The organism is Thalassospira sp. TSL5-1, from assembly GCF_001907695.1.
Taxonomy (GTDB): domain Bacteria; phylum Pseudomonadota; class Alphaproteobacteria; order Rhodospirillales; family Thalassospiraceae; genus Thalassospira.
In genome coordinates this window covers 739,529-763,380 of the sequence record NZ_KV880637.1, presented here as the reverse complement: position 1 = coordinate 763,380, position 23,852 = coordinate 739,529, and the positions used below count along the sequence as shown (strand labels likewise).

General features: G+C 54.5%; 20 protein-coding genes. 4 read left to right on the top strand and 16 right to left on the bottom strand.

Features of this window, described 5'->3' with window-relative positions; all coding sequences use genetic code 11:
• Positions 1-77 precede the first annotated feature (77 nt).
• The 6 genes from LF95_RS03535 to LF95_RS03510 form a co-directional block, all read right to left on the bottom strand.
• The gene (locus LF95_RS03535; RefSeq protein ID WP_073953713.1) at positions 78-560 is read right to left on the bottom strand and encodes a YaiI/YqxD family protein; all 483 of its coding nucleotides are present in this window, start codon (positions 558-560) and stop codon (positions 78-80) included.
• Positions 561-590: 30 nt separating this feature from the next.
• A complete protein-coding gene (locus tag LF95_RS03530; protein ID WP_073953712.1) occupies positions 591-1,838 on the bottom strand; it encodes an MFS transporter in 1,248 nt (415 codons plus the stop codon).
• 130 nt (positions 1,839-1,968) lie between these two features.
• Entirely contained in the window at positions 1,969-2,700 is a 732-nt protein-coding gene (locus tag LF95_RS03525) for an amino acid ABC transporter ATP-binding protein (protein WP_073953711.1), read from the bottom strand.
• Positions 2,687-3,340: an amino acid ABC transporter permease gene (locus LF95_RS03520; protein ID WP_073953710.1), complete on the bottom strand. Its 654-nt coding sequence runs from the start codon at positions 3,338-3,340 to the stop codon at positions 2,687-2,689. The genes LF95_RS03525 and LF95_RS03520 overlap by 14 nt, the downstream gene beginning before the upstream one ends.
• Positions 3,333-4,004, bottom strand: a complete 672-nt coding sequence (locus LF95_RS03515; protein ID WP_073953709.1) for an amino acid ABC transporter permease — start codon at positions 4,002-4,004, stop codon at positions 3,333-3,335. Before LF95_RS03515 ends, LF95_RS03520 begins: the two co-directional genes overlap by 8 nt.
• A gap of 47 nt (positions 4,005-4,051) precedes the next feature.
• Positions 4,052-4,837: a transporter substrate-binding domain-containing protein gene (locus LF95_RS03510; protein WP_073953708.1), complete on the bottom strand. Its 786-nt coding sequence runs from the start codon at positions 4,835-4,837 to the stop codon at positions 4,052-4,054.
• A gap of 195 nt (positions 4,838-5,032) precedes the next feature.
• Between LF95_RS03510 and LF95_RS03505 the strand changes: the two genes are divergently transcribed.
• Positions 5,033-5,713: a FadR/GntR family transcriptional regulator gene (locus tag LF95_RS03505; RefSeq protein ID WP_073953707.1), complete on the top strand. Its 681-nt coding sequence runs from the start codon at positions 5,033-5,035 to the stop codon at positions 5,711-5,713.
• A gap of 116 nt (positions 5,714-5,829) precedes the next feature.
• On the opposite strand, the gene LF95_RS03500 is transcribed toward LF95_RS03505, so the two are convergent.
• The 7 genes from LF95_RS03500 to LF95_RS03470 form a co-directional block, all read right to left on the bottom strand.
• Positions 5,830-6,039, bottom strand: a complete 210-nt coding sequence (locus LF95_RS03500; RefSeq protein ID WP_073953706.1) for a cold-shock protein — start codon at positions 6,037-6,039, stop codon at positions 5,830-5,832.
• Between the two features lie 83 nt (positions 6,040-6,122).
• Positions 6,123-7,826 (bottom strand): DEAD/DEAH box helicase, encoded by a 1,704-nt coding sequence (locus LF95_RS03495; RefSeq protein WP_252509643.1) that lies wholly within the window; start codon positions 7,824-7,826, stop codon positions 6,123-6,125.
• 385 nt (positions 7,827-8,211) lie between these two features.
• Positions 8,212-9,018, bottom strand: coding sequence for an HNH endonuclease (locus LF95_RS03490; protein WP_073953704.1), 807 nt, complete (start codon positions 9,016-9,018; stop codon positions 8,212-8,214).
• 88 nt (positions 9,019-9,106) lie between these two features.
• Complete coding sequence (locus LF95_RS23040) at positions 9,107-9,628, bottom strand: hypothetical protein (protein WP_174560991.1); 522 nt, start codon at positions 9,626-9,628, stop codon at positions 9,107-9,109.
• A complete protein-coding gene (locus tag LF95_RS03480) occupies positions 9,625-10,851 on the bottom strand; it encodes a YeeE/YedE family protein (RefSeq protein ID WP_073953703.1) in 1,227 nt (408 codons plus the stop codon). Before LF95_RS03480 ends, LF95_RS23040 begins: the two co-directional genes overlap by 4 nt.
• Before the next feature lie 264 nt (positions 10,852-11,115).
• Positions 11,116-12,039, bottom strand: coding sequence for a sulfurtransferase (locus LF95_RS03475; RefSeq protein ID WP_073953702.1), 924 nt, complete (start codon positions 12,037-12,039; stop codon positions 11,116-11,118).
• 206 nt (positions 12,040-12,245) lie between these two features.
• Positions 12,246-12,953, bottom strand: a complete 708-nt coding sequence (locus LF95_RS03470; RefSeq protein WP_073953701.1) for a TetR/AcrR family transcriptional regulator — start codon at positions 12,951-12,953, stop codon at positions 12,246-12,248.
• Positions 12,954-13,213: 260 nt separating this feature from the next.
• Here LF95_RS03470 and LF95_RS03465 point away from each other — a divergent pair, with 260 nt between their 5' ends.
• The 3 genes from LF95_RS03465 to LF95_RS03455 all read left to right on the top strand — a co-directional run bounded on the left by LF95_RS03465 (position 13,214) and on the right by LF95_RS03455 (position 16,595).
• Positions 13,214-13,981, top strand: coding sequence for an NAD kinase (locus tag LF95_RS03465; RefSeq protein WP_073953700.1), 768 nt, complete (start codon positions 13,214-13,216; stop codon positions 13,979-13,981).
• Positions 13,978-15,147, top strand: coding sequence for an acetylornithine deacetylase (gene argE, locus LF95_RS03460; RefSeq protein ID WP_073953699.1), 1,170 nt, complete (start codon positions 13,978-13,980; stop codon positions 15,145-15,147). Before LF95_RS03465 ends, argE begins: the two co-directional genes overlap by 4 nt.
• Positions 15,148-15,263: 116 nt before the next feature.
• A complete protein-coding gene (locus tag LF95_RS03455) occupies positions 15,264-16,595 on the top strand; it encodes a KAP family P-loop NTPase fold protein (RefSeq protein WP_073953698.1) in 1,332 nt (443 codons plus the stop codon).
• 22 nt (positions 16,596-16,617) lie between these two features.
• Here LF95_RS03455 and LF95_RS03450 read toward each other — a convergent pair whose 3' ends face one another.
• The 3 genes from LF95_RS03450 to LF95_RS03440 form a co-directional block, all read right to left on the bottom strand.
• Positions 16,618-18,294, bottom strand: coding sequence for an FMN-binding glutamate synthase family protein (locus tag LF95_RS03450; protein WP_073953697.1), 1,677 nt, complete (start codon positions 18,292-18,294; stop codon positions 16,618-16,620).
• Positions 18,295-18,449: 155 nt separating this feature from the next.
• Positions 18,450-20,180 carry a thiamine pyrophosphate-dependent enzyme gene (locus LF95_RS03445; RefSeq protein WP_073953696.1) on the bottom strand — a complete coding sequence of 577 codons (1,731 nt, stop codon included), beginning with the start codon at positions 20,178-20,180 and terminating at the stop codon, positions 18,450-18,452.
• Positions 20,181-20,699: 519 nt separating this feature from the next.
• Positions 20,700-23,846: an efflux RND transporter permease subunit gene (locus LF95_RS03440; RefSeq protein WP_073953695.1), complete on the bottom strand. Its 3,147-nt coding sequence runs from the start codon at positions 23,844-23,846 to the stop codon at positions 20,700-20,702.
• Positions 23,847-23,852 lie beyond the last annotated feature (6 nt).

Here is a 23,852-nt window from a genome sequence, read left to right as displayed (position 1 = left end):
CACATATAGGAATTTGACACAACGGCCTGCAGATTTATTCCTGCGGGCCGTTGCTGTTTTTCAGGAAAAGTTCAATGTCATGACCGGCGTGCGGCTTGCACCACGACTTCCAGCGCACTGGAAAAACGCGAGCGGTCCTTTTGCGTGAAACCGGCATTGCGGCCCTGCTCGCCGGTGACTTCGCGCATATGCGCGGCAATTTCACGCCCGGCAAGGGCATTGGCAATATTGGCCTCGGTAAAGGCCTTGCCGGTTGGGCCTAAGACATGCGCGCCAATTTCCAGCCCGCGTGACGCCAGCGGAATGTCGGCCGTGATGATAATGTCATTGGCCTGCGCGTTTTCGGCAATCCAGTTATCGGCGGCATCAGGTTCAGGCGGGACAAAAATGGACTTGATCAACGGGTTGCGCGACGGGCGAATACCCCCGTTTGAAACCAGAAACATTTGCATCTGGTGGCGTTCGGCCACCCGTTCACATTCGGCCTTTACCGGGCAGGCATCGGCATCGACAAACAGGCGGGGCGGTTGTTTTTGCGGGTTTAACTGTTCTTCTGTCATGCCGTGATCATCGCGTGCGACGCGCCAAAGTCAAGCAGAGGATACAGGCTTGGCAACCATACTTTCTTCTTCCGGCGGGGCATCAGCAATCAGAAGCAGGGTTAAACCACCCAAAGCAACAAACAGGGCCGAAACCGCCACCGTGGTGTGATAGGAAAAGTAATTCGCCACCAGCCCCATCAGCAAATTGCCACATAAACCACCAACAAAAAGCGTGCTGACATAATAGCTGGTTGCCATGCCGGGGCGGTTGCGGGCAAAGTTTTGCACAAAGGTCATGCCAATGGCGGCAAACAACCCATAATAAAGCCCGTCCAGCGCGCCCAATACCAGCACATGCCACAAATATTGCGCCTGATAAATCAGGCCATAAAACAGGACGCCACAAAAGGCTGCGATCATCAGCCCCCGGCGTTCGCCGATCCGCTGAATGATCCCGACCGAGGCATAAATCGCCCCCACCTCGACAAAGCATTTCATCGTTAGCTCGAACCCCGCCGCAGACGGGGCCAGGCCGAGCGATGCGGTAAAATAAAGCGGCATCACGGTTAAAAACACCACATGCCCAGTGGAGATCAAAAAGACCGGAATACAGGCCACCAGCAGCGCCCGGTTCATTTTCGGGATCATCTCGCCGGTATGCGTGCCTGCATGGTGGGTTTTAAAATGTGTCGGCACCACCAACAAACAGAATACCAGCCAGACTGCACCCAAAATGGCGATGGCAAAATAAATGAAGGTAAAGCCAAACGCGTCATAAGCCGATAGCGACACCGCAGGCCCCACCATCCAGCCCAGCGAGGTTTGCATCCGTAACAGCGAATTGAATTTTTTGACATTCCGGCCCGTCTGTTCGGCAAACAGGCGACCAAAGGAATACACAACCGATAGCGCCCCGGACCCCACCCCGATCAGGACCGAGCCAATAAGCGCATACACCCAATAAACCTGAAACGTGCCGATCACGACCATGCCTGCCACAAAGCAGACGATACTGGAGAGTAAAAGCCAGCGTACAGGCACACCACGATCAATGGCATGGCCGTAATAACGGTTGGTCAGAAGTGTTACGACCACCTTGATAATCGCCGCCAGGCTGATTTTCCAGGGGGCTTCGCCCAAACCATCGACAACAAACAACCCGCCCAACGGGGCCGAGGTCGAGGATGAAAAGGCACCAAGCAACACAACACCCAGCACCAGAAAGGGATACCGGTCCAGAAAGGCCATCGCCCCTGACAGGACCGGTTTTGACGCTGCATCTGTTTGTGGTGCCACCGTATCCCGCCCCTGCTTCTGCCTGATCAAACGGTGCAATCAGTCTTAGAAACAAAGGGGGCTTTGGGATACTGGCAAAACACCCGAAACGGGAATTGTCACATTTTGGCAATGATAACGCCTGGGATGTTTACCCTGCCAAGCCACCGACAAAACTTGCCAGTTCAGGGGTTTTGGGGCTGGCAAAAACATGTTCGGGATTGCCACTTTCATGAATGCGGCCCTGATGCATGAAAACCAGACTATCGCAGACTTCGCGGGCAAAGCGCATTTCGTGCGTCACCATCACCAGCGTCATGCCTTCTTCGGCAAGCTGGCGCACAACAGCCAAAACCTCGTTGACCAATTCGGGGTCAAGGGCGGATGTCACCTCGTCACACAGCAACACCCGTGGTTTCATCGCCAGGGCGCGGGCAATGGCAACGCGCTGTTGCTGCCCGCCCGAAAGCTGGTCAGGATAGTGCATCATCTTGTCCGACAGGCCGACCTTTGCCAGCATTTCCTCGGCAATTTCGCGGGCTTCGGCCTTGGATTGCTTTTTCACCACCTGGGGCGAAAGCATGACATTTTCCAACGCAGTATAATGCGGAAACAGGTTGAACTGCTGAAACACCATGCCGACATTAAGGCGAAGCTGCAAAAGATCGGTATCATGATCGCCCACCTTTTTGCCTGCCACCATGATGGTGCCGTCATCAATGGTTTCAAGGCCGTTAATCGTGCGCAACAGGGTGCTTTTGCCCGACCCGCTTTTGCCGATCAGGGCAATCACCTGCCCTTCGTCAATTTTCAGATCAATGCCCTTGAGAACCTGTAACGCGCCAAAACTTTTATGAATGGCATGAAGCTCAACGAGTGACATGGCGGAACTTTCCTTCCAGGTAGCGGGCATAAAGCGACAGGGGATAGCAGATCAAAAAATATAAAACGGCGACACAGCCATAAACCGTGAAGGGTGCATAGGTGGCGTTGGTAATCATGGTGCCGGCCTTGGTCAGTTCGATAAAACCAATGATCGAGGTGACAGCCGTGCCCTTGACCACCTGCACGGAAAAACCAACCGTGGGCGGCACGGCAATGCGCAGCGCCTGGGGCAGGATGACATAGCGCATCTGTTGAGTGAAATTCATACCCAGCGCGTTCGAGGCTTCCCACTGCCCCTTGGCGACCGATTCAACACAGCCGCGCCAGATTTCGGTTAAAAACGCGCTGGTAAACAGCGTTAACCCGAATGTCGCCGCGATCCAGGGCGACACATCCACGCCAAGCAGCGGCAAGCCAAAGAAAACAATAAAAAGCTGCATCAAAAGCGGTGTGCCCTGAAACAGTTCGACATAACAGCGCACAAAACGCACCGCCCAGCGATTGCCTGCTGTCCGCACCAAAAGCAGCACCAAACCGACAATACTGCCCAGCACAAAGGCAACGATTGAGAGAAGAACCGTCCAGCGTGCGGCCAGCAGCAGATTATGGACAATGTCCCATAAGGTAAATTCAGGCATGGTTCCGCCGTTCAAACAGGAAGTTGCCAAAGACTTTGAGGATCTGGCGCAGCAGGATCGACATCACGAGATAAAGGCCCGTGGTGACGAAATAGACCTCGAATGCGCGGAAATTCATGCCCTGGATGTAATTGGCGGCAAAGGTCAATTCCTCGGCCGCGATTTGCGAGCACACCGATGAACCCAGCATCACAATCACCACCTGGCTTGAAAGTGCGGGCCAGATTTTTTTCAGGGCCGGGCGAATGATGATGTAGCGGAAAATCTGCACCCGGTTCATCGCCAGGCTTTGGGCCGCCTCGATCTGCCCTGCCGGGATCGCCTGAATACCTGCCCGGACAATTTCGGTTGAATAGGCACCCAGATTGACAATCATCGCCAGCGCGGCGGCCTGAAATTCGGTCAGTTTCACGCCCAGTGCAGGCAAGCCGAAAAAGATGAAAAACAACTGCACCAGAAAGGGGGTATTGCGGATCAGTTCAACATATACCCCGACAAGCTGGCTGATAAACGGGGTGCGGGCGGTTCGCGCCCACGCCCCCAAAATGCCCAGTCCAACCCCGGCCACTGCGCCAATGGCTGCCAGTTCGGTGGTCAGGATCACCCCGTCCAGCAGCAATTTCCAGTGCGGAAGAATTGCGCCAAAATCAAATTGATAAGCCATTAAAACGCAGTCACCTGGTTGTCAGTCTCATATCAGATCAAAATAGCTTAGAATTTTTCCGGCAACGGATTGCCCAGCCACTGTTCGGAAATGGCATTCAAACGGCCATCCTTGAGCGAGGCTGCAATGATCTCATTGACCTTGGCTTTCAGTTCCGGCTCGTCTTTGTTCAGGCCGACATAGCAGGGTGAATTTTTGATCAGGAATTTCGGTTCCGGTTTACGCGGCGGGTTACGTTTGATGATGGCCGCTGCCGTGACGTTACCCGTGGCAATCACTTCCACCTGGCCTGACAAAAACGCGGAAATGGTGGCGTTATTGTCTTCATACCGTTTGATGTCCACGTCCTTGGGCGCGATTTTCTGCAATTCCATATCTTCGATGGTGGCGCGCGTAACCCCCAGTGTATGGCCGCTCAAATCCGCCGGACCTTTGATGGTGATGTCAGCCGGACCAAAAACGCCATTATAAAACGGAGCATACGGGTCGGTAAAATCGATGACTTTTTCACGGTCCGGGTTTTTGCCCAGGGTGGAAATCACCAGGTCAACCTTGCCGGTGGTCAGATACGGAATGCGGTTATTGGTCGTGACCGGCACCATTTCCAGCTTCACGCCCAAATCATGGGCAATCAGTTTTGCCATATCAATATCATAGCCCTGCGGCTGCATATCCGTCCCAACCGTGCCAAACGGCGGAAAATCCTGCGGCACGGCAATTTTGATCACACCCGCTTCCTTGATTGCCTCAAGCGCACCCTTTGCCGATGCCCCAGCCAGGGGGGCTGCCATCATCGCCATCGCGGCAATGGTGACTTTCAGGAACTTTTTCATCTGCCTCTCCGATTTTTATTTGGTGAAAGTTCATTTTTTAATCATGATTAATTCGTGCATATTTTTTATGCTAATGTCTATGCAAAATTTTGAAACACACATAATTTTTTCTGCAAGTTTTGCAAAATCAATTGAAAAACAACGGGAAATTGACCTAACTGAAGATACCAACTGGTCAGACCAGACACGGGAAAAATGATGATAAGACACCAACGCGCTCCCGAACGTGCCGTACAGGACATCAGAAAACTGATCAAAACCAGACAATTGCAAACCGGAGACTCGTTGCCGTCACAACGCATTCTCGCCGAAGAGCTTAATATCAGCCGCGCCAGCCTGCGCGAGGCCCTGGCCACACTCGAGGCCATTGGGCTGATCAGAATCGCGGCCGGAAAAGGGGTGTATGTTACCGATCCACACGGGAACACGCCACGAGATGCGCAATCAACACGCCACGCAGCGCAGGTTTATCAATTTCGCCTGGCGATTGAACCTTATGTTGCCGGATTGGCGGCACAGGCGCGCACCAATGCGCATTTAACGGCCCTACAAAACAGCATTGAAGAAATGCGCCAATCCCTGCTGGAAGATAACCTGCTTCACGCGGCAAAGGCCGACACCGAATTTCATAACATTCTGCTTCAGGCAACAGATAACCCGCTTTTTGCCAAGGCAATGCACCCTACGGCGCAAAGCATTCATGAAAACCAGATGCTGCCTTTTGCCAATGCCGCCGCCATCCAGGCCCCGTTACAAGAGCATGAACAGGTATTGCAGTTTGTACGCGACCGAAACCCATCCCGCGCCCGCGATGCCATGCACTTTCATGTGCTTAGCGCGGCGACACGGGCCAATATCGCCTTTCTGCGCCCATAGGCCATTTGAGCCCTTGAAAGTTGCAGGAAGGCACATATTCAAACAAAACAATCCCCGCACGGTTGCCCATGCGGGGATTGTCATTTCAGCGCCATCCCAGAGGAGGGCAAGCCGAATTAGGCAGCGGTCAGATCGTCAGCCGAAACGCGGCCCGAACGTGAGTCGGTACGCAGTTCGTAGTTGATCTTGTCGCCTTCCTGCGGGTGACGCAGGCCAGCACGTTCAACAGCGCTGATGTGCAGGAATACGTCATTTCCGCCTTCGTCCGGCTGAATGAAGCCAAAGCCTTTGGTTGCGTTGAACCATTTAACGGTACCAGTTGCCATTTTAGTCTCTCCTATGAGTATATGTTGGCACAAACTGTCAGACAGAACCCCGCGTGGGTTCCGTCCATCTTCCCGGAAATCACCTAGGCGACCGAGCGCCGCGGGCGATTTCCTGTTTTTGACCGGCCTTGATCAGGGACACGACGCGCCCCTTTTGCCGGACCGGAATTCTTTGAATTGCGATTGGGGCGTCCTGCATCTGCTTTCGCGCCGCTATGACCCGTCGCGCCAGATTTTTCAGATGCTGATTTGCCCAAAAACGCAACACTTGAGGCAATACGGTTCTGGTCGGCACTCTCGCCAGCCGAACGGCCATTGCCATTATTGCGATTGTTCCGCTGCGCATTGCCACGCACAGCCCCACCATTGCCACCTGCACCACCGTCGCGTCGTGCGCGCGCTGGCGCACCTTCGCGGCTGTCGCGGGCAACAAAACCGGTCTTTACTGGCTGGCTGGCACGGTCTTCACCGCCATTTGCGGCATAAGAAACAGCGCCCTCATCACGGCCCTGCGCATCGGAAGCCGGTTTACGGCCCCCTTTATAGCGCCCCTGACCGGGCTTTGCCGCCTCGGGTGAATTATTGCCAGAACGATCATTGCGATTGCCCGCAGCACGACGGCCTCCGGCATCCGCCCGCCCCCGACCCGAACCGGAACGACCGGCATTTCCACCATTCCCGGCAGAAGCACCGCGCGAACCGCGACGCGCCCCTTGCGCCGGACGATTGGCGGCTGCCTCGGCTTCGCTTTTTGCAGCGGCCTCGGCATCGCGACGATCAATAACGGGAATGGATTGACGGGTGGTGCGTTCGATATCACGCAGAAGCCCGCGCTCATCATCGGCACAAAAGGCAATTGCCTTGCCAGCGGCACCGCCACGCGCGGTCCGGCCAATGCGATGCACATAGCTTTCCGGCACGTTGGGCAATTCAAAATTCACGACATGGGAAACGCCATCAACGTCAATGCCGCGTGCGGCAATATCGGTTGCGACCAGCACCTGCACCTGTCCATCCTTAAAGGCGGCCAGGGCACGTTCGCGCTGATTCTGGCTTTTATTGCCGTGAATGGCGGATGCGCTGATTTTATTGGCTTCCAGATGCTTTGCCACCCGGTCTGCTCCGCGTTTGGTGCGGGTGAAAACCAGGGTACGGACAAAGGCGGGATTATCAAGCAATTCTGCCAGAAGCGCACGCTTGCGCGAGGCCTCGATCAGATAAACCGACTGATCAACCCGTTCTGCCGTCGTGGCAACCGGGGTGACAGAAACCTTGATCGGATCATGAAGCATGTCACCAGCAAGCTGACCAATCTGGGTCGGCATGGTGGCCGAGAAAAACAGGTTCTGACGCTTCTTCGGCAGCATTTTGACGATACGACGGATCGGCGGCAAAAAGCCGAGATCCAGCATATGATCGGCCTCGTCAAGCACAACAACTTCAACCTGGGAAAGATTGACCTTGCCCGCATCAACATGATCAAGCAGACGGCCTGGCGTTGCCACCAGCACATCCACACCCGGGGTCAACGCCTTGATCTGCGGTCCGTGGGCCACACCACCAACAACAACGGCAACGCTGGTTTTGGTAAAGCGGCCATAGGCGCGGAAGCTCTCGCCGATCTGGGCGGCAAGTTCTCGCGTGGGGGCCAACACCAATACACGACAATGGCGCGGTGCGGTCCGTTTATCGGATTTGGAAAGACGGTCAAGGGTAGGCAATGCAAAAGCAGCAGTCTTGCCGGTACCGGTCTGGGCAATACCCAGAAGATCTTTCCCTTCCAACAAGGAAGGAATCGCCTGTGCCTGGATCGGCGTCGGCGTAGCGTAACCTTCGTGCGTTAAAGCTCGAAGTACGGGCTCGGCCAAGCCGAGATCCGAAAACTGGGTCAAATAAATAGTTCTCTTAGGTTTGCGGCAGCAGACAAAGGGAATCGGCCCTTGATATGTTTCTTATACAGGTCTGCGCCTTGCATCTCTTCCGAATTACCCGCGTAGCAGGGCAGTTCCATGCTGTTCTTCCGTAACCACTCTACAGGCTGGAACAGGTTAACGTTCCCTCTACGCTACTGGAGCAATCAAATGACGCAGGTAAGATGCGCAGAGTTTGAAGCGATTGTCAAACAGGATATTTTCGTTATCTCTCAAAGCCTTCGTCATAAAGCCGCCAAACTTAGAGTTTTCCGTCTAAAAAGACATTGCTCCTGTGCCACTCGATAAATTCTATTTTGGGCACAAAACGATCCGGCAAAATCAACCCTTTCCCTTCAAATTTACCAAAAAACAAGGCCTCAGCCTCACCACCTAATTGCACCAAACGACGACTGAGCACGATACGCAACTGATGGTCAAGCGACCAAAAACCAAGATCAAATGCTTTATCGTGAATTGAACATAATGAAATACCGTTGTCCGGTCGCAAACGCAAATGAGGCACCTGACTCCACGGAATAATGTGCGAAGCAACAAGCAACTCAGGAATATTGAGCGCACAAACACCGCAACGATGTCGATAACCCGCCAATACAGCAGTGCGAAAAAAGGGCTGTCCAATGCGCGTTTTCCGCATCGCAACAGATTCAGTCATTCTAGGCACTTGGCCTGAAAATGACATCGCTCCTTCACTGAATTGATCTCGCCGAACTCTATCTTGATTGACGGTAACATCACTATCGTGATGAGCCATCAAGTCTTCTAGAGCGATTTGAGCGCGCGCAATTGTATTTTCTGTATCATCAATAAACGATCGCATGATTTCGCGATCTGCCTTACTGGCACCAGAGAGGCCCTTTCCATTCATAGCAGGGTCAAGGCTTGCAAAATTGCAAAGCTTCATCGCCAGCGAGCTTGCCGTTCGATCCAAAAGCTTTGCAATCTCAATGATCCGCGGTTGATATTGATGGAATTGGCCAAACTCCAATTCAAAATAGATATTAAGAGCAACCAAAAGTTCCGATTCGCTCCATCGCCGCCCAGCCATTTAGCACCACCCCTTCGCCATCGATTTTGATATTACAACCAAAACCTACAAACTTTGAAAGGTATTTATTTACATTAGCTTAGGCAGATCACTGCCCCATCGCACCACAGGGATTATATGCCGCACACGGGTTGCTTGCAGCACAGGGATTAACCGCAGCACACGGATTAGCCACGGCGGGCGCGCAGGGATTACCCGCGCCGCAAGGGTTATAGGCCCCACAAGGATTTGCCCCGGCAGCACAGGGGTTCATCGCGGCACAGGGATTCATGGCTGCACAGGGATTCGCCACTGCACACGGATTGCCCGCTGCACAAGGGTTATAAGCCGCGCACGGGTTTTCTGCCGCACAGGGGTTAAACCCGGCGCACGGGTTGCCATCCACGCCCGCAGCGCCGCACGGGTTTGCCATGCACGGGCTGGCAGCGGCACAGGGGTTGGCCGCGGCACACGGGTTCCCGCCAGAAGATGATCCAGATGCAGCCGCCGGAGTCGCCGGGCGGGACATAGCAGGGGGATTCGCCCCCGCATGACTGAAATGGTCCGCGGCAATGGCACCCGTGGCGGCCAGAAAAACCGCGCCATAAAGCAGATAATTACGATCGGTCATTTCTTTTTAAATCCATCGAGACCAAAAACCGGACGAACGGCAATACCCAGCGCACTGCCCACAAAGGCGGCCGCAAACCACAACCAGCCATGCAAACTGCCCGAGGCAATGCCGCTAAAAAGCGCACCGATATTGCAGCCAAAGGCCAGCCGCGCCCCATAGCCCATCAAAACCCCGCCAATCGCAGCCGCGACAAGCGATGCCAGCGGCACGCGCACACGCGGGGCAAATTTGCCAGCCAGCGCCGATGCCAGCGCCGCCCCAATCAGAATGCCAAAATTCATGACCGAGGTATCATCGGCCAGCACGGAGTTATGAAGTGCGCGGGCCGGGCCGGGCCAGTTCCAAAAGGCCCAGTTTTCAACCCCCACGCCGAACACCTGGGCGATTTTCGCCCCCCACACACCAAAGCCGAATGTGATCGACCACGGATGCCCCGTGACCAGAAGGGTCAGGACATTCATCAGCGCCAGCAGCAAGCCCGTGCCGACCAACGGCCACGGCCCATGCAAAAACCGCGCGATGCCGTGACGCGACGGGGGCGACACCTGCTCAAGCGCACCATGTGCGCGGCGTTCAACAATCACCGTAAGCAAAGCCACACCTGCAAGGGCGACCAATGTGACAACGATACCGCCAACCGGACCAAAAACACTGCCCAGCCCAACGGGCGGCAAGGATGGTAAAGTTAGCCACATGGGCAAATGCGCCGTACCCAGCAACGCGCCGACCACAAAAAACGCCAGCGTCACCAGCATCCGGGCCGATCCGCCACCAGCGGTAAACAACGTGCCGGAGCCACAGCCGCCGCCAAGCTGCATGCCAAAACCAAAGATCAGCGCGCCGACCAGAACCGATACCCCAACCGGTGCCAGCGCCCCGACAAGCGATCCGCCAAAGGGGGAGCCAAAGGCCAGCAACGGAATGAAGGCAATGGCGGCAACACCGACCATCAAAAGCTGGGCGCGCATGGCCCGCCCGCGCCGTTCCACCACCATGCGACGCCAGCCGCCGGTAAAGCCAAACGATGCGTGATAAAGGGCCAGGCCCAACACCCCGCCAATCAGATAAACAATCATCTGATGCAGGCTGACAGCCTGGGCAATGACCAGTGCCACCGCCGCAAAAATGACGGCGCAAATGGCAGCCGGTCCACGATCAAAGGTAAAGGGAAGCATGGGTGCAGCCTGTGCACGCGCGCTTGCCCCGCTTGTATCAGCCATGAGTGATCCTGAAACTTCGTTATCGGCCAAAGGCCGTTATGAGCAACCCGGATGAGCCGCCGAGGCATAAGACCAACAACAAACCGGCCGGATTGCGCCGACCGTTGGGGCAACTTTTCCGTCGTTGCCCGTCTGACTTGGTCCCGGCAAGGCGCAGTGATTCACCACGTCGTTATCAAATCCGGTGGAAATCAGCCCCGGCAAAACCCGCATTCGGCCAGGCCGGGGCATTTCCAATTCCATATAAACCTGCCAAGCGGCAGATTACCGGGTTTTCACCACATCGCGCGACGGATCAGCGGCCCATTCGGCCATCGAACCATCATACATTTTGGTGTTTTTGTTACCCATCACTTCGGACAGGCCAAACCACGCCACAGAGGCCCAATGGCCGGTGTTGCAATAGGTAATTTCCTTGCTGTTTTCCGACACACCCGCCTTCCCGGCAAGCTGTTCAATCACGTCGGCCGCAACAAACTTACCGTCTTTGGCGTCATAGAATTGCGACTGCGAAATATTCACAGCACCAGGAATGGCCCCAAAACGGGCCACAACCGGGCTTTTGCTCTGCCCGGCAAACTGCGCTTCAGGGCGGGCATCAATCAGGGCGACGCCCTTTGATTTTGCTGCGGCAACCTCGTCGGCTGTCGCAATCAGCTCGGGGCGGAAATGGGCGGTAAAGGCCACCTGCTCGGGCTTGACTGCCTCTGTTGAAATGTCACCCTTTGCAGCGACCCAGGCCCGCTGCCCGCCATCCAAGATGGTGACGGCATCATGGCCCAGCACTTTAAACGTCCAATAAACACGGGTGGCAGCGCCAAAGTCGCTGGAATTTTCCCCGGCCGGCACGATGACGACCTGTTTGTCATTATCAATGCCCAGGCTGCCGATACGCTGTGCAATCACATCCACCGGCGGCAGCATGCCGACAACATCGCCAACCTTGGCGCGCCAGCCAAACTTGCCATAAGGCGCATCAACCGCACCGGGGATATGCCCGGCATCATAGGGATTGCCCGATTTGCCCGGCGAACGAATGTCAACAACCACCAAAGAATCATTGCCAAGATTATCCGCCAGCCAACCGGCATCCACCAGCGGCTTTTCCGTCAGGCGTTCGGCCTGGGCCGCACCGGCCCCCATCATCATCACGACGGCAGCAATTCCTGCCAAAATACGGGAACGCATTGTTTGCACCCTCCAAAAGAATATGCGAATTTGTAGTTCTTATATATTTCCCAACATCCTTTCGTCAAATAATTTACAACAACACAAAATTAATGTTGTTAATGGTGGCAAAAATTAAGGACAACACATCGTTCCGCGCAACCCGCCCTGCCCCGGCACACGGCATCTATCCGAAAAAACGGGAATCTTTTTAAAGGCAATAACCTTCAGGGACGCAAACCGCTTAAATAGCGGGCATATTCCCCGGCAAAGGCGGCGTGTACTTCCGCCCCGCGCAAAACCGGCGGGCGGCTCAGATAGCCATGCAGGGTCGCCATGATAAATTCCGCCACGGCCGAAGCCTGCACATCGGTGCGCACATATTTGGCAAATTGCGACCGGCTGATATGCCCGGCCAGGCCACGCCGCCAATACCGATACACCCCGTCAATACGCTTACGGGTTGCATCATCCATGTCATCCGCACTTGATGCCAGGCGCGCCAGCGGGCAGCCATGCGCCAAAATTTCCGGGGTATCATCGGTGCCCAGCCGGTCCACCTGCGCCATCAGGGCGGGTAAAACGTCCTCTTCAAAGGCCAAGGGGTCCAGCCAGATATCATCGACATAGGCGGGCAGGCATTCCTCGATCACGGCGTTGGCAAGCTGCGATTTGCTGCGGAAATGATGATACAGCGCGCCTTTTGTCACCCCGGCCAGATCAATGATATTGGCAATCGAGGCCGCCTCGATCCCGGCACGGCGGATTTCGGCAAAACCGGCATCGAGCAATTTCTGGCGGGTGCCATTCGGATCGCGCGTCAAGCGCGCCCGAACCTCGCGCCCGGTCCCCCGTTTTGCATCACGACGCCAGCCTTCACCGCTTTCGTCTTCATCGCCCAAAACCAGCGGAGCGAGGTCTTTGCTATCATTCATGGTATTTGATGCGCCATATCTTCCTCAAACCGGGCAAAGCGTTACCTCTTTTACCGCGCACGTCAATACGACCTAAAGACTTTTACCTTCAATCCGCCGCAAATTATTCCCGACACTGCTGCAAGTGCTGTTTTTCGCCCTGCCCCTTGCAATTCATTGTCAATCGGGCTCTATTTGCAGGCGCATTGCACGGGCCTGACGATGAGAGTGAAATGATCATGTCAGGTGCGTGTGGCCATCCTCGCCCCGACGGATAAAAAATGTACATTCATTCAATTGCCTTTGTCGCCGCCGAAACAAAAATCGCCCAGGATGCCATGTATCGGCTCAAGCACCGTTATGGCCATGTTTCGCCCGACAAGGCCGAAGTCATTGTCGCCCTTGGCGGGGATGGTTTCATGCTGGAAACCCTGCACCGTTATATGGGCCGCAAGGTGCCGATTTACGGCATGAATCGCGGCACTGTCGGCTTTTTGATGAACGAATTTCGCGAAATCGACCTGCCTGAGCGCATTCAGGAGGCCCAGACCGTCAAGCTTCATCCCTTGCAAATGGAAGCCCATACCAAGGATGGCGGCTCCATGTGTGCGCTTGCGATTAACGAGGTCTCTCTTTTGCGTGAAACCCGCCAGGCGGCCAAACTGCGCATTAAAATTGATGGCGTGGAGCGCCTGCCCGAACTGGTGTGCGATGGCGCTCTGGTCTGCACACCGGCGGGCAGCACCGCCTATAACCTTTCGGCGCACGGGCCGATCCTGCCAATGGGAAGCGGCCTTTTGGCCCTCACCCCGATCAGCCCGTTTCGCCCGCGCCGCTGGCGTGGCGCACTGCTGCCTGAAAAGGCACAGGTGATATTTGAAGTTCTCGAACCCGAAAAACGCCCGGTTTCCGCCGTGGCCGATTATACCGAAGTTCGCGATGTCTCCAAGGTCATCATCCGCGAGGATTCCAGCATGGATATCCGCCTGTTGTTTGACCCGGAACACAATCTTGAAGAACGCATCCTGAAGGAACAGTTTGTCGAATGAGCACCCAACCAAGCGAAAAGACCCTGGACTGGCTGGCGAAACTGATTGCGCACAAAACCACCAGCCTTGATTCCAACCTTGCCCTGATCAACCAGGCGCAGGACTTCCTTAAAGGTCTGGGCTATCGGTGCCACACCGTGTTTGACGATGATCACGGCAAAGCCAACCTTTATGCTTCCATCGGCCCCGATGTGCCCGGCGGCGTGATCCTTTCAGGGCATAGCGATGTGGTACCGGTGGAAGGCCAGGTCTGGCAAAGTGACCCTTTCACCACCGAAATTCGCGGCGACAAACTTTATGGCCGCGGATCATGCGACATGAAGGGTTTTTTGGCCTGCCTGATGGGCCGGGCAGAGGATTTTGCCAAGGCAAATCTGCGTGTTCCCATCCATATCGCCTTTACCTATGACGAGGAAGTGGGCTGCATCGGTGCGCCGCGCCTGGTGGAAATGATCAATGATCTGAATTGTAAACCGGCCATGTGCATTGTTGGCGAACCGACCAGCATGCAGGTGATTACCCAGCATAAAGGCAAGTTTTCCGGCCGCGCCCATGTGACGGGCCGTTCGGGCCATTCGTCCCTGCCGGGCGAAGGGGTCAATGCCATTGAATATGCGGCCGAGCTGATTGTGTTTTTAAAACAGCTTGGCAAAAAATTCCGCACCGAAGGCCCGCACGACAATGATTTTGTCCCCAACCACACCACCGTCCATACCGGGCTGATCCAGGGCGGTACGCAGCTTAATATCATTCCGCAAAATTGCTGGTTCGATTTTGAATATCGCAACCTGCCCCTGCATGACCGTGCTGAAATCCGCCAGACCATTCAGGACTATATCGACACTGTCCTGCACCCGGAAATGCGCGAAACCTACGATGATGTTGGCATCGAAATTGAAACCATGTCAGATGTGGCCGGCCTTGCCACCGGCGATGACGATGACGTCACCCGCCTTGTCATGGAACTGACCGGGGCCAACACCACCGGCAAAGTCAGCTTCGGCACCGAAGCCGGCATCTTCGCCGAACTGGGCGACATCCCCACCGTCGTCTGCGGCCCCGGCAGCATCGAGCAGGCGCATAAACCCGACGAGTTTATCGCACTCGATCAGTTGGTAAGGTGTGAGGTGTTTTTGGATAAGTTGGTTAGGGTTATTTCAGCATAAACAAATGGCAATACCATAACACCAAGCCGCCAACTTTTAATTTGGCGGCTTTTTCTTTTTAAAAAAGGAAACTATACTGACGACTGAATAAGCACCGCAGCAGAGAATTTTTCAAAATGAAAATCAAAATACCAGAAATCGAAATCTCAGAAAAAATGGGATTTGACCCAGATTTAGATATATTCAAAAGAAAGAGTTTCGGCGAAAGACTGGCAAACCTTGTTGAGAATGCTACAGACAGCCCGGTCATTGCCATCGATTCCGCTTGGGGTGAAGGAAAAAGTACCTTCATCAAAATGTGGAGAGGCTACATTGAACACCAAAGAGAAAAGAAATTAAAATCAATCTATTTTGACGCATTTGAAAATGACCATCAAAAAGATGCTTTTTTAGCCGTTACGTCTGAGATTTATGCAAAAATATCTGGTGAGAACGTGGAGAGAAAGAAGGAATTTTTAAGAATTGCTTCAAAAACAGCAAAATCGCTAACTAGAGGATCGATAAAGCTTGGCGTTCAACTTGCCACTTCCGGAATAATTAGTGGATCAATGATCGATAAAGCAGAGGATGGTATCTCCAACCTGCTATCAGATCAGGTTGATGAAATCGTTGGCGAAAAACTTAAAAACATCAAAAGCGACAAAAAAGCAATTTCTGATTTCAAAAAAGAACTTGAAAAATTTTCAGAAGACGAAGGAAATGGTGCGCCTATTATATTTATAATCGATGAACTTGATAGATGCAGACCAGATTTTGCGCTAGACCTATTAGAACAAACAAAGCATTTGTTTTCTGCAAATGGCATTATATTCATTTTGATAACAAATCGCGAGCAATTAGAGGAGTCAATAAGATTCAGGTACGGACCAAACATTAATGCAAAAAATTATTTACACAAATTTGTAAACATCTGGTTATCTCTTCCAAGAACACGCAGCGATGACAATAAAGACGATGGAGAAAATTTTATAAATTACGCCGTTAATATGATGACGGAGGAAAATGAAAAGATAGCCTACCCGACAACCATAGCCGCATTAACAGAAATCATCAAAATAAACCAGCCATCTTATCGTGAGATAGAAAGAATATTAGCATACTACGCAATCATAAACAACATGAGCGATGAGCGTGGATTAGACGAAGATTATCAACTACTTTCAGCAATAGCTTGCTACATCAAGGCTTGCAAACATGAAACAATAAAAGACACAAGCAAAATAGAAACTGGAGATATAATTACATCAATCGGAATCGACAAAATAACGAAAAAACAAAAATCTTCAACATTAGAATACATGATTTCTTTAGTGAAATTTGACCTCGCCAGCGAACACGAAAAGAGCGCAATGGTACAAAGAGGTGATTTTCATCAACTCTATTTCAATAACAACCCAGGAAGCACATTAATTAGAATATTATCGTGGCTGCAAAAGATTGAACGATGACAGCATCATAAAATCTTGCTTTTTATCCACACATCGACTTCGCCTTATGCTCCTCTCCCACTTGTTTGGCGACATTGAAGCTATCCGCTGACGCTGCTTTCCACCAAAGATCATACGGCGTATCCTCCGGGGCCTCGATCAACTGGTTCTCCGCGACAAACGGGTAAATCTGGTCGGCTGTGCGGGCTTCGGTGGGGCTGATGCGGTGGAAGAGGTGGTGGGGTTCGAGGTCGTGGATGCTTTCAAGGCCCGCTGCGCAGGAGATTTGCAGGGCGGCGCGCACGGTTTTGCGGTGGAAGCGTTCGACCTGTTCGGCTTTGTCTTCGACCACAAGGCCGCGCTGGCGGTGCGGGTCCTGGGTGGCAACACCCACCGGGCAGTTGCCCTTATGACAATTCATTGACTGAATACAGCCAATCGAAAACATAAAGGCGCGGGCGGCATTGACCCAGTCCGCGCCCAGCGCAATGGCGTGCGCAATGCCGCTGCCGGAATGAACCTTGCCACTCGCACCCAGGCGGACATGTTTTTTAAGGCCGGTTCCCACCAGCGCATTGCGCATGATCACCAGCCCGTCATAAAGCGGCTGGCCGACATGGTTTGAAAGCTCTATCGGGGCGGCCCCGGTGCCGCCTTCGGCCCCGTCCACAACGATAAAATCCAGATATATCCCGGTTTCCAGCATTGCCTTGGCGATGGCAAAGGGTTCGTGCGGGTGCCCCACGCACAGCTTGATGCCGACAGGCTTGCCACCGGAAAGGTCGCGCAGGCGGGCAGCAAATTCCAGCATTTGGCGCGGGGTGGAAAAGGCCTTGTGCGCGGCGGGGGAAACGCAATCCTGCCCCTGCGGCACCTTGCGGGTTTCGGCAATTTCCGGCGAGACCTTGGCCGCAGGCAACACCCCGCCATGACCGGGCTTTGCCCCCTGGCTGAGTTTTATTTCAATCATCTTGACCTGATCGGTGCAGGCGGCTTTGACAAACAGGTCTTCGTCAAAATTGCCATCCTCCGTCCGGCAGCCAAAATAGCCCGAGCCAAGCTCCCAGATCAAATCTCCACCGCCCTTGCGGTGATAAGGGCTGATCGAGCCTTCGCCGGTATCATGGGCGAAATTACCCATTTTCGCCCCGGTATTCAGTGCCTCGATCGCGCGGGCAGAAAGGGAGCCAAAGCTCATGGCGGAGATATTAAGGATCGAGGCATTATAGGGCTTGCTGCATTGCGGGCCGCCAATGGTAATACGCGGGTCCGTATCGGGCACATCGGTCGCAGCGATGGAATGGCTGATCCAGCGATATTCGTGGGCGTAAACATCAAGCTCGGTCCCGAAGGGGTGATTATCCTCTTCATCCCGTGCGCGTTCATAGACCAGGCGGCGCTGATCCTGGTTAAAGGGGCGGCCTTCGAGATCACCCTCGACAATGTAAGACCGCAGGTAAGGCCGTAGATCCTGAAACAGATACCGTGCCCAGCCCAGAACCGGGTAATTGCGCAAAATGGCATAATCGCGCTGGGAGACATCATGGATCGCCAGTGCGAGAATGGGCAGACAAATCACCAGCCCCCACAGCCATGACGCGGCAAAAAACGCCGCAATCAGACAAAAAACCGTCCCCGCAATCGCCAGCAAAGGCAAAATCGCCCGCACCAGACCATTCGCACCAGTAAAGGCGGAAAATACCGTTTCTTTTTTAGTCATCGGGGTTCCAGTTCTGGTCAGCAAAACATGTCGCGGGAAAAGCACGGGATAAAGAAAAAAACACCAATACCGAAGGGGGCGCAAAAGGCAAAGCAGGGAGAGAACAAACCGCACCGGAACACAGCAAACGGCCCTGCCCCGGTGCGCGAAAGACATTAAAGATCGCGCAGATATTTAAAGTTGGTTTTCAACTGCTCGATCACTTCGGTGCCACGTCCGTTCAGCACCATTTTGGCCTCGCTTAACGCATATTTGCCAAGCTGTTCGGGGCTGGTATGGGGCGGCATGGCAACGGCATAACGGTCGGTTTTCACATCCAGTAACACCGGGCCTTCATGGTTCATCGCCATTTCCAGGGCATCATCCAGTTTTTCCGGGTCTTCAACCTGCACACCGCGAATACCACAGGCCTCGGCAATGGCGGCGAAATCCGGGTTGACCATTTCCGTCTGGAAATTGGGAATCCCGGCCAGCTGCATTTCAATTTCCACCATGCCGAGGCTGGAATTGTTATAGACCACCATTTTCACCGGCAACTGATATTGCCCGATGGTTGCCAAGTCGCCCAGCAACATGGAAATGCCACCATCGCCACATAGCGCAATGGTCTGGCGGCCATTTCCGGCCAACGCAGCGCCGATGGCCTGGGGCATGGCATTGGCCATCGAGCCATGCGAGAAAGAGCCCATAAAACTGCGCTTGCCGGTGCTTTCAATATAGCGTGCCGCCCATACGGTCGTCATACCGGTATCGGCGGTGAAAATGGCATCGTCATCGGCCAGGCGGCTAATCGCGGTGGTCAGATATTCCGGGCTGATCTCGCCTTTTTTGCCCGGTTTTTGCGCATGATGGACCATATTGTCCCGGTCGGATTTTACCGCCTTCAACCGGTCCTGCAGGAAGCTGTCATCCGCGCGGGTTTCAAGGCGGGGCAACAGGGCATCCAGCGTTGCGCGAACATCGCCCACCAGCCCCATTTTCACATGGGTGCGACGGCCCAACCGTTCACCATGCGTTAACACCTGGGCAATGCGGGCATCGGTTTGCAGGAAATCCTTCCACGGAAAATCCGTTCCCAGCAGCAACACCACATCGGCCCTGGCAATCGCATCGGCACAGGCCTTGCCACCAATAAAGCCGGTCATGCCCACCCCATTGGGATTGTCATGTTCCAGCGCCATTTTCCCCTTGAGCGTCCAGCCGACCGGCGCATTCAAACGACGGGCAAGTTCACGGACCTGATCGCGCGCCGCATCACACCCCATACCGCCATAAATGAACGGGCGCTTGGCCCCGGTCAGCATTTTTGCCAGATCATCCAGCGCCCCATCATCGGGGCGCAGCACAGTGCCCGGACGATAAACCGGGGAGGCAATGGCGGTTTCAGGCAGATCCAGCGGCAGAATATCGCCACTATAGCCAAACACGCCCACCCCCTTGCGGGTAATGGCGTTTTGCAGCGCCTGTTGCAGCATTCTGGGGGCCTGTTCAGGGATTTGCGCCAGTTCATTATACCAGCTACAGCCATCGAACATGCCAAGATCGGTTTCCTGAAACGATTCCATGCCATAATCAGCACGATCAATGGTGGATGGCAGGGCAATCACCGGCGCGCCCCAGCGGTGCGCATCATAAAGGCCGTTGATCAAATGAACATGACCCGGGCCGGAGCTTCCAGCGCAACAGCCAAGCCCGCCCAGTACCCCTTCGGCCATTGCCGCATAGGCCCCGGCTTCTTCGTGGCGCACATGGATCCAGTCAATTCGCCCGTCACGGCGAATGGCATCATTGAGAAGATTAAGGCTGTCACCCGTTACGGCATAAAGGCGCTTGACCCCGGCATCGGCCAGCATATCGACAATGGTTTCTGCAATGGTGCGCGACATGACGTCTCCTTTGACAGGCAAAAAAATAACGTTCCGGGCGCGGTTTCGGCAGTGCAGGTCAGCGCGTCCCCAAAGGATATGTGTCGGAAAGTGTCGTCCTGCCAGTTCGGTCAGCGACAATAGGATAAGAAAACGCCCTGCCATTGCACACAAAACCGTGTGCGGTGCGAAACCGGCCATTTGCCATTATAACGCCGCACAAGTCCGCCGGTTCCACCCCTTGGGCGGTCAACCAGCAAAAGGATGTTTTTCCGCACTGCGTCCACCTTATCGAACGGGAAAATCATCCTATACGGTCGCATGAGGTATATCGGAACTTGACGCCTCCCCCACATTTGGCTCAAAACAAAAGAGCCGGTGCTTTTGCACCGGCTCCCTGTCACGCGCATCCGACGGCGGGGTCGGGGGACTTGCAGATTGCTCTGCAGACCGTCGAGAGCGCGGGAACAAAGCCGGTCCGGTCACGGACCGGCTTTTGTTATGGGAGCAGGCGGTTATCCGCCTGCCCCGAGATCGTTGTTACAGCGACGGGCTGTCATCGACGACCGGCTTTTCCTTGTTCTTGGCGGTCTTGCGGCCAAAGGTACCGACGATCACCATAAAGAACAGCGGGACGAAGAAAATCGCCAGAACCGTTGCCGCAATCATACCGCCCATCACACCGGTACCCACAGCAATACGCGCTGCCGCACCTGCACCGGTACTGATCGCAAGGGGCAGAACACCAAGGGTAAAGGCCATCGAGGTCATGATGATCGGTCGCAGACGCTGCCGTGCTGCCTCGAGTGTTGCCTCAAGCAGCCCCATCCCGTCTTCGTAAAGATCGCGGGCGAACTCGACAATCAGGATGGCGTTCTTTGCCGACAGACCAATCGTGGTGAGCAGGGCGACCTGGAAGTAAACGTCGTCAGGCAGGCCGCGCAGCAATGCCGCCGCAACCGCCCCCAAAACGCCCAGTGGCACCACCAGCATCACGGAAACCGGGATCGACCAGCTTTCGTAAAGGGCGGCGAGGCACAGGAACACCACGATCACCGACAGACCATACAGGGCCGGAGCCTGATCGCCCGCAGCGCGTTCTTCGTAGGACAGGCCCGTCCATTCCAGACCAATGCCCTTGGGCAGCTTGGAAACCATTTCCGCCATTGCATTCATGGCATCACCCGAACTGACACCCGGTGCTGCCTGCCCCTGAATATTGACAGAAGGCAAACCGCTAAAGCGTTCCAGACGCGGCGAACCATACCCCCAGGACATCGTGGCAAAGGCCGAAATCGGCACCATTTGGCCCTGGTTGTTACGGACATACCAGTTTTCCATATCCTTGGGCATCATGCGGAATTTGGCATCCGCCTGGACATAGACCTTTTTAACCCGGCCATTTTCCATGAAGTCGTTTACATAGCTCGACCCCCAGGCGGTTGACAGCGTGTCATTGACATCCGCAATCGAAACACCCAGCGCCTTGGCTTTTTCCTGATCGATATTCACCTCAAACTGCGGCATATCATTCAGGCCGTTCGGGCGGACACCCTGGACGGCAGGGCTTTGGGATGCCATGCCCAGCAACTGGTTCCGGGCTGCAATCAGGGCCTCGTGGCCCAATGCACCACGGTCAACCAACTGCATGTCAAAACCGTTTGCCGTCCCCAGTTCCACAATGGCAGGCGGGGTAAAGGCAAAGGCCATTGCTTCCTTGATTGTCGCAAAGAAGCCATAGGCACGGCCGACAATCGCCTGAACCGACTGCTGGGGTTCGGAACGTTTTGACCAGTCTTTCAGGCTGACAAAGGCAATACCGGCATTCTGGCCGCTACCGGCGAAACTGAAGCCCGCAACGGTAAAGATGCCATTCACATTGTCTTTTTCGTCATTAAGGAAGTGGCCTTCGACCTTTTTAAGAACGTTAACCGTGCGTTCCTGCGATGACCCGGCTGGCAGCTGGACCATCGAAAACAGGATGCCCTGGTCTTCGTCAGGCAAAAAGGATGACGGAAGCCGGGTGAACAAAAAGGCAAGACCGCCCACCAGCACAACATACACGGCCAGATACCGCCATTTACGCTGTACCACATGGCCGACACTGCCCTGATAAAACGAGTTGGTTTTATCAAAACCCCGGTTAAACAGCCCAAAGAAACCTTTGCGGGTGTAAGGGTCGTGATGGGAGTTTTTCAGCAATGTCGCACAAAGGGCAGGTGTCAGCACGATGGCGACAACCACCGACAAAATCATCGCAGATACGATGGTGATCGAGAACTGGCGGTAAATTGCCCCGGTCGAGCCGGAGAAAAAGGCCATCGGGATAAACACCGCGGAGAGCACAAGGGCAATACCGATCAGCGCCCCGGTGATCTGTTCCATTGACTTGCGTGTCGCATCACGCGGGGACAGACCGTCTTCAAACATCACACGTTCGACGTTTTCCACCACCACGATGGCGTCGTCCACCAGAAGGCCGATCGCCAGCACCATGCCAAACATGGTCAGGGTGTTAATGGAAAAGCCAAATGCGGCCAGCACGCCAAATGTCCCCAGCAACACCACCGGCACGGCGATGGTCGGGATCAGGGTGGCGCGCCAGTTTTGCAAGAACAGGAACATCACGAGGAACACCAGAACAACCGCTTCAACCAGCGTATGAACCACTTCCTCGATCGAGATTTTCACAAACGGGGTCGTATCGTAAGGATAAACGATTTCGACACCGGCCGGCATATAGGCCTTAAGTTCGTTTACCCGGTTTTTAACGGCTTCGGCGGTATCAAGTGCGTTCGCACCTGTTGCCAGGTTAATCCCGATACCAACGGAATCCTTGCCATTATAGCGGGCAACGATGTTGTAGCTTTCTGCACCGATTTCAACACGCGCCACATCGCCCAGGCGCACCTGGGAGCCATCGGTATTCACCCGCAAAAGAATGTTGGAGAACTCTTCAGGGGTCTGAAGGCGGCTTTGCGCGGTGATGGTCGCATTGATCTGCTGGCCGTCAACCGACGGTGCCCCGCCAATCTGACCAGCGGAAACTTCGGTATTCTGGGCCTCGATGGCGCTGCGAACATCGGAAACCGTCAGGCCATAGCTGATCAGCTTGAACGGGTCCAGCCACACGCGCATGGCGTGCTGTGCACCAAAAACCTGCACACTGCCCACACCGTTGACCCGTGAAATCGGGTCTTTGATGGTATTGGCAATAAAGTCGGCCAGGTCGTGGGCACCGATATTCCCGTCCGAGGACACGAAACCCACCACCATCAGGAAAGACCCGCTGGATTTGGTGACGTTAATGCCCTGCTGCTGCACCTGGCTGGGCAGAATGGACATTGCCGCCTGCAATTTGTTCTGCACCTGAACCTGGGCAATGTCCGGGTTGGTCCCGGAATTGAAGGTAAGAGTTACTTCGGCACTACCGGTCGAGTCACTGGTCGAAGACATGTAACGCAGATTATCGAGGCCGTTCATCTGCTGCTCGATCACCTGGGTAACGGTATTTTCAACGGTTTGGGCCGACGCACCCGGATAGTTTGCCGATATCTGCACCGACGGCGGCGCAATCGACGGATACTGTTCGATCGGCAATTGCAGAATCGACAGCCCCCCCGCCAACATGATTACGAGGGCAATCACCCAGGCAAATACCGGGCGATCAATGAAAAACTTTGCCATCAGATA

Coding starts and splice junctions, on each gene's coding strand:
- LF95_RS03535 (WP_073953713.1), bottom strand. CDS start 560: ATGACAGAAGAACAGTTAAACCCGCAAAAACAACCGCCCCGCCTGTTT.
- LF95_RS03525 (WP_073953711.1), bottom strand. CDS start 2,700: ATGTCACTCGTTGAGCTTCATGCCATTCATAAAAGTTTTGGCGCGTTA.
- LF95_RS03520 (WP_073953710.1), bottom strand. CDS start 3,340: ATGCCTGAATTTACCTTATGGGACATTGTCCATAATCTGCTGCTGGCC.
- LF95_RS03515 (WP_073953709.1), bottom strand. CDS start 4,004: ATGGCTTATCAATTTGATTTTGGCGCAATTCTTCCGCACTGGAAATTG.
- LF95_RS03510 (WP_073953708.1), bottom strand. CDS start 4,837: ATGAAAAAGTTCCTGAAAGTCACCATTGCCGCGATGGCGATGATGGCA.
- LF95_RS03505 (WP_073953707.1), top strand. CDS start 5,033: ATGATGATAAGACACCAACGCGCTCCCGAACGTGCCGTACAGGACATC.
- LF95_RS03500 (WP_073953706.1), bottom strand. CDS start 6,039: ATGGCAACTGGTACCGTTAAATGGTTCAACGCAACCAAAGGCTTTGGC.
- LF95_RS03490 (WP_073953704.1), bottom strand. CDS start 9,018: ATGGCTGGGCGGCGATGGAGCGAATCGGAACTTTTGGTTGCTCTTAAT.
- LF95_RS23040 (WP_174560991.1), bottom strand. CDS start 9,628: ATGACCGATCGTAATTATCTGCTTTATGGCGCGGTTTTTCTGGCCGCC.
- LF95_RS03480 (WP_073953703.1), bottom strand. CDS start 10,851: ATGGCTGATACAAGCGGGGCAAGCGCGCGTGCACAGGCTGCACCCATG.
- LF95_RS03475 (WP_073953702.1), bottom strand. CDS start 12,039: ATGCGTTCCCGTATTTTGGCAGGAATTGCTGCCGTCGTGATGATGATG.
- LF95_RS03470 (WP_073953701.1), bottom strand. CDS start 12,953: ATGAATGATAGCAAAGACCTCGCTCCGCTGGTTTTGGGCGATGAAGAC.
- LF95_RS03465 (WP_073953700.1), top strand. CDS start 13,214: ATGTACATTCATTCAATTGCCTTTGTCGCCGCCGAAACAAAAATCGCC.
- argE (WP_073953699.1), top strand. CDS start 13,978: ATGAGCACCCAACCAAGCGAAAAGACCCTGGACTGGCTGGCGAAACTG.
- LF95_RS03455 (WP_073953698.1), top strand. CDS start 15,264: ATGAAAATCAAAATACCAGAAATCGAAATCTCAGAAAAAATGGGATTT.
- LF95_RS03450 (WP_073953697.1), bottom strand. CDS start 18,294: ATGACTAAAAAAGAAACGGTATTTTCCGCCTTTACTGGTGCGAATGGT.
- LF95_RS03445 (WP_073953696.1), bottom strand. CDS start 20,180: ATGTCGCGCACCATTGCAGAAACCATTGTCGATATGCTGGCCGATGCC.
- LF95_RS03440 (WP_073953695.1), bottom strand. CDS start 23,846: ATGGCAAAGTTTTTCATTGATCGCCCGGTATTTGCCTGGGTGATTGCC.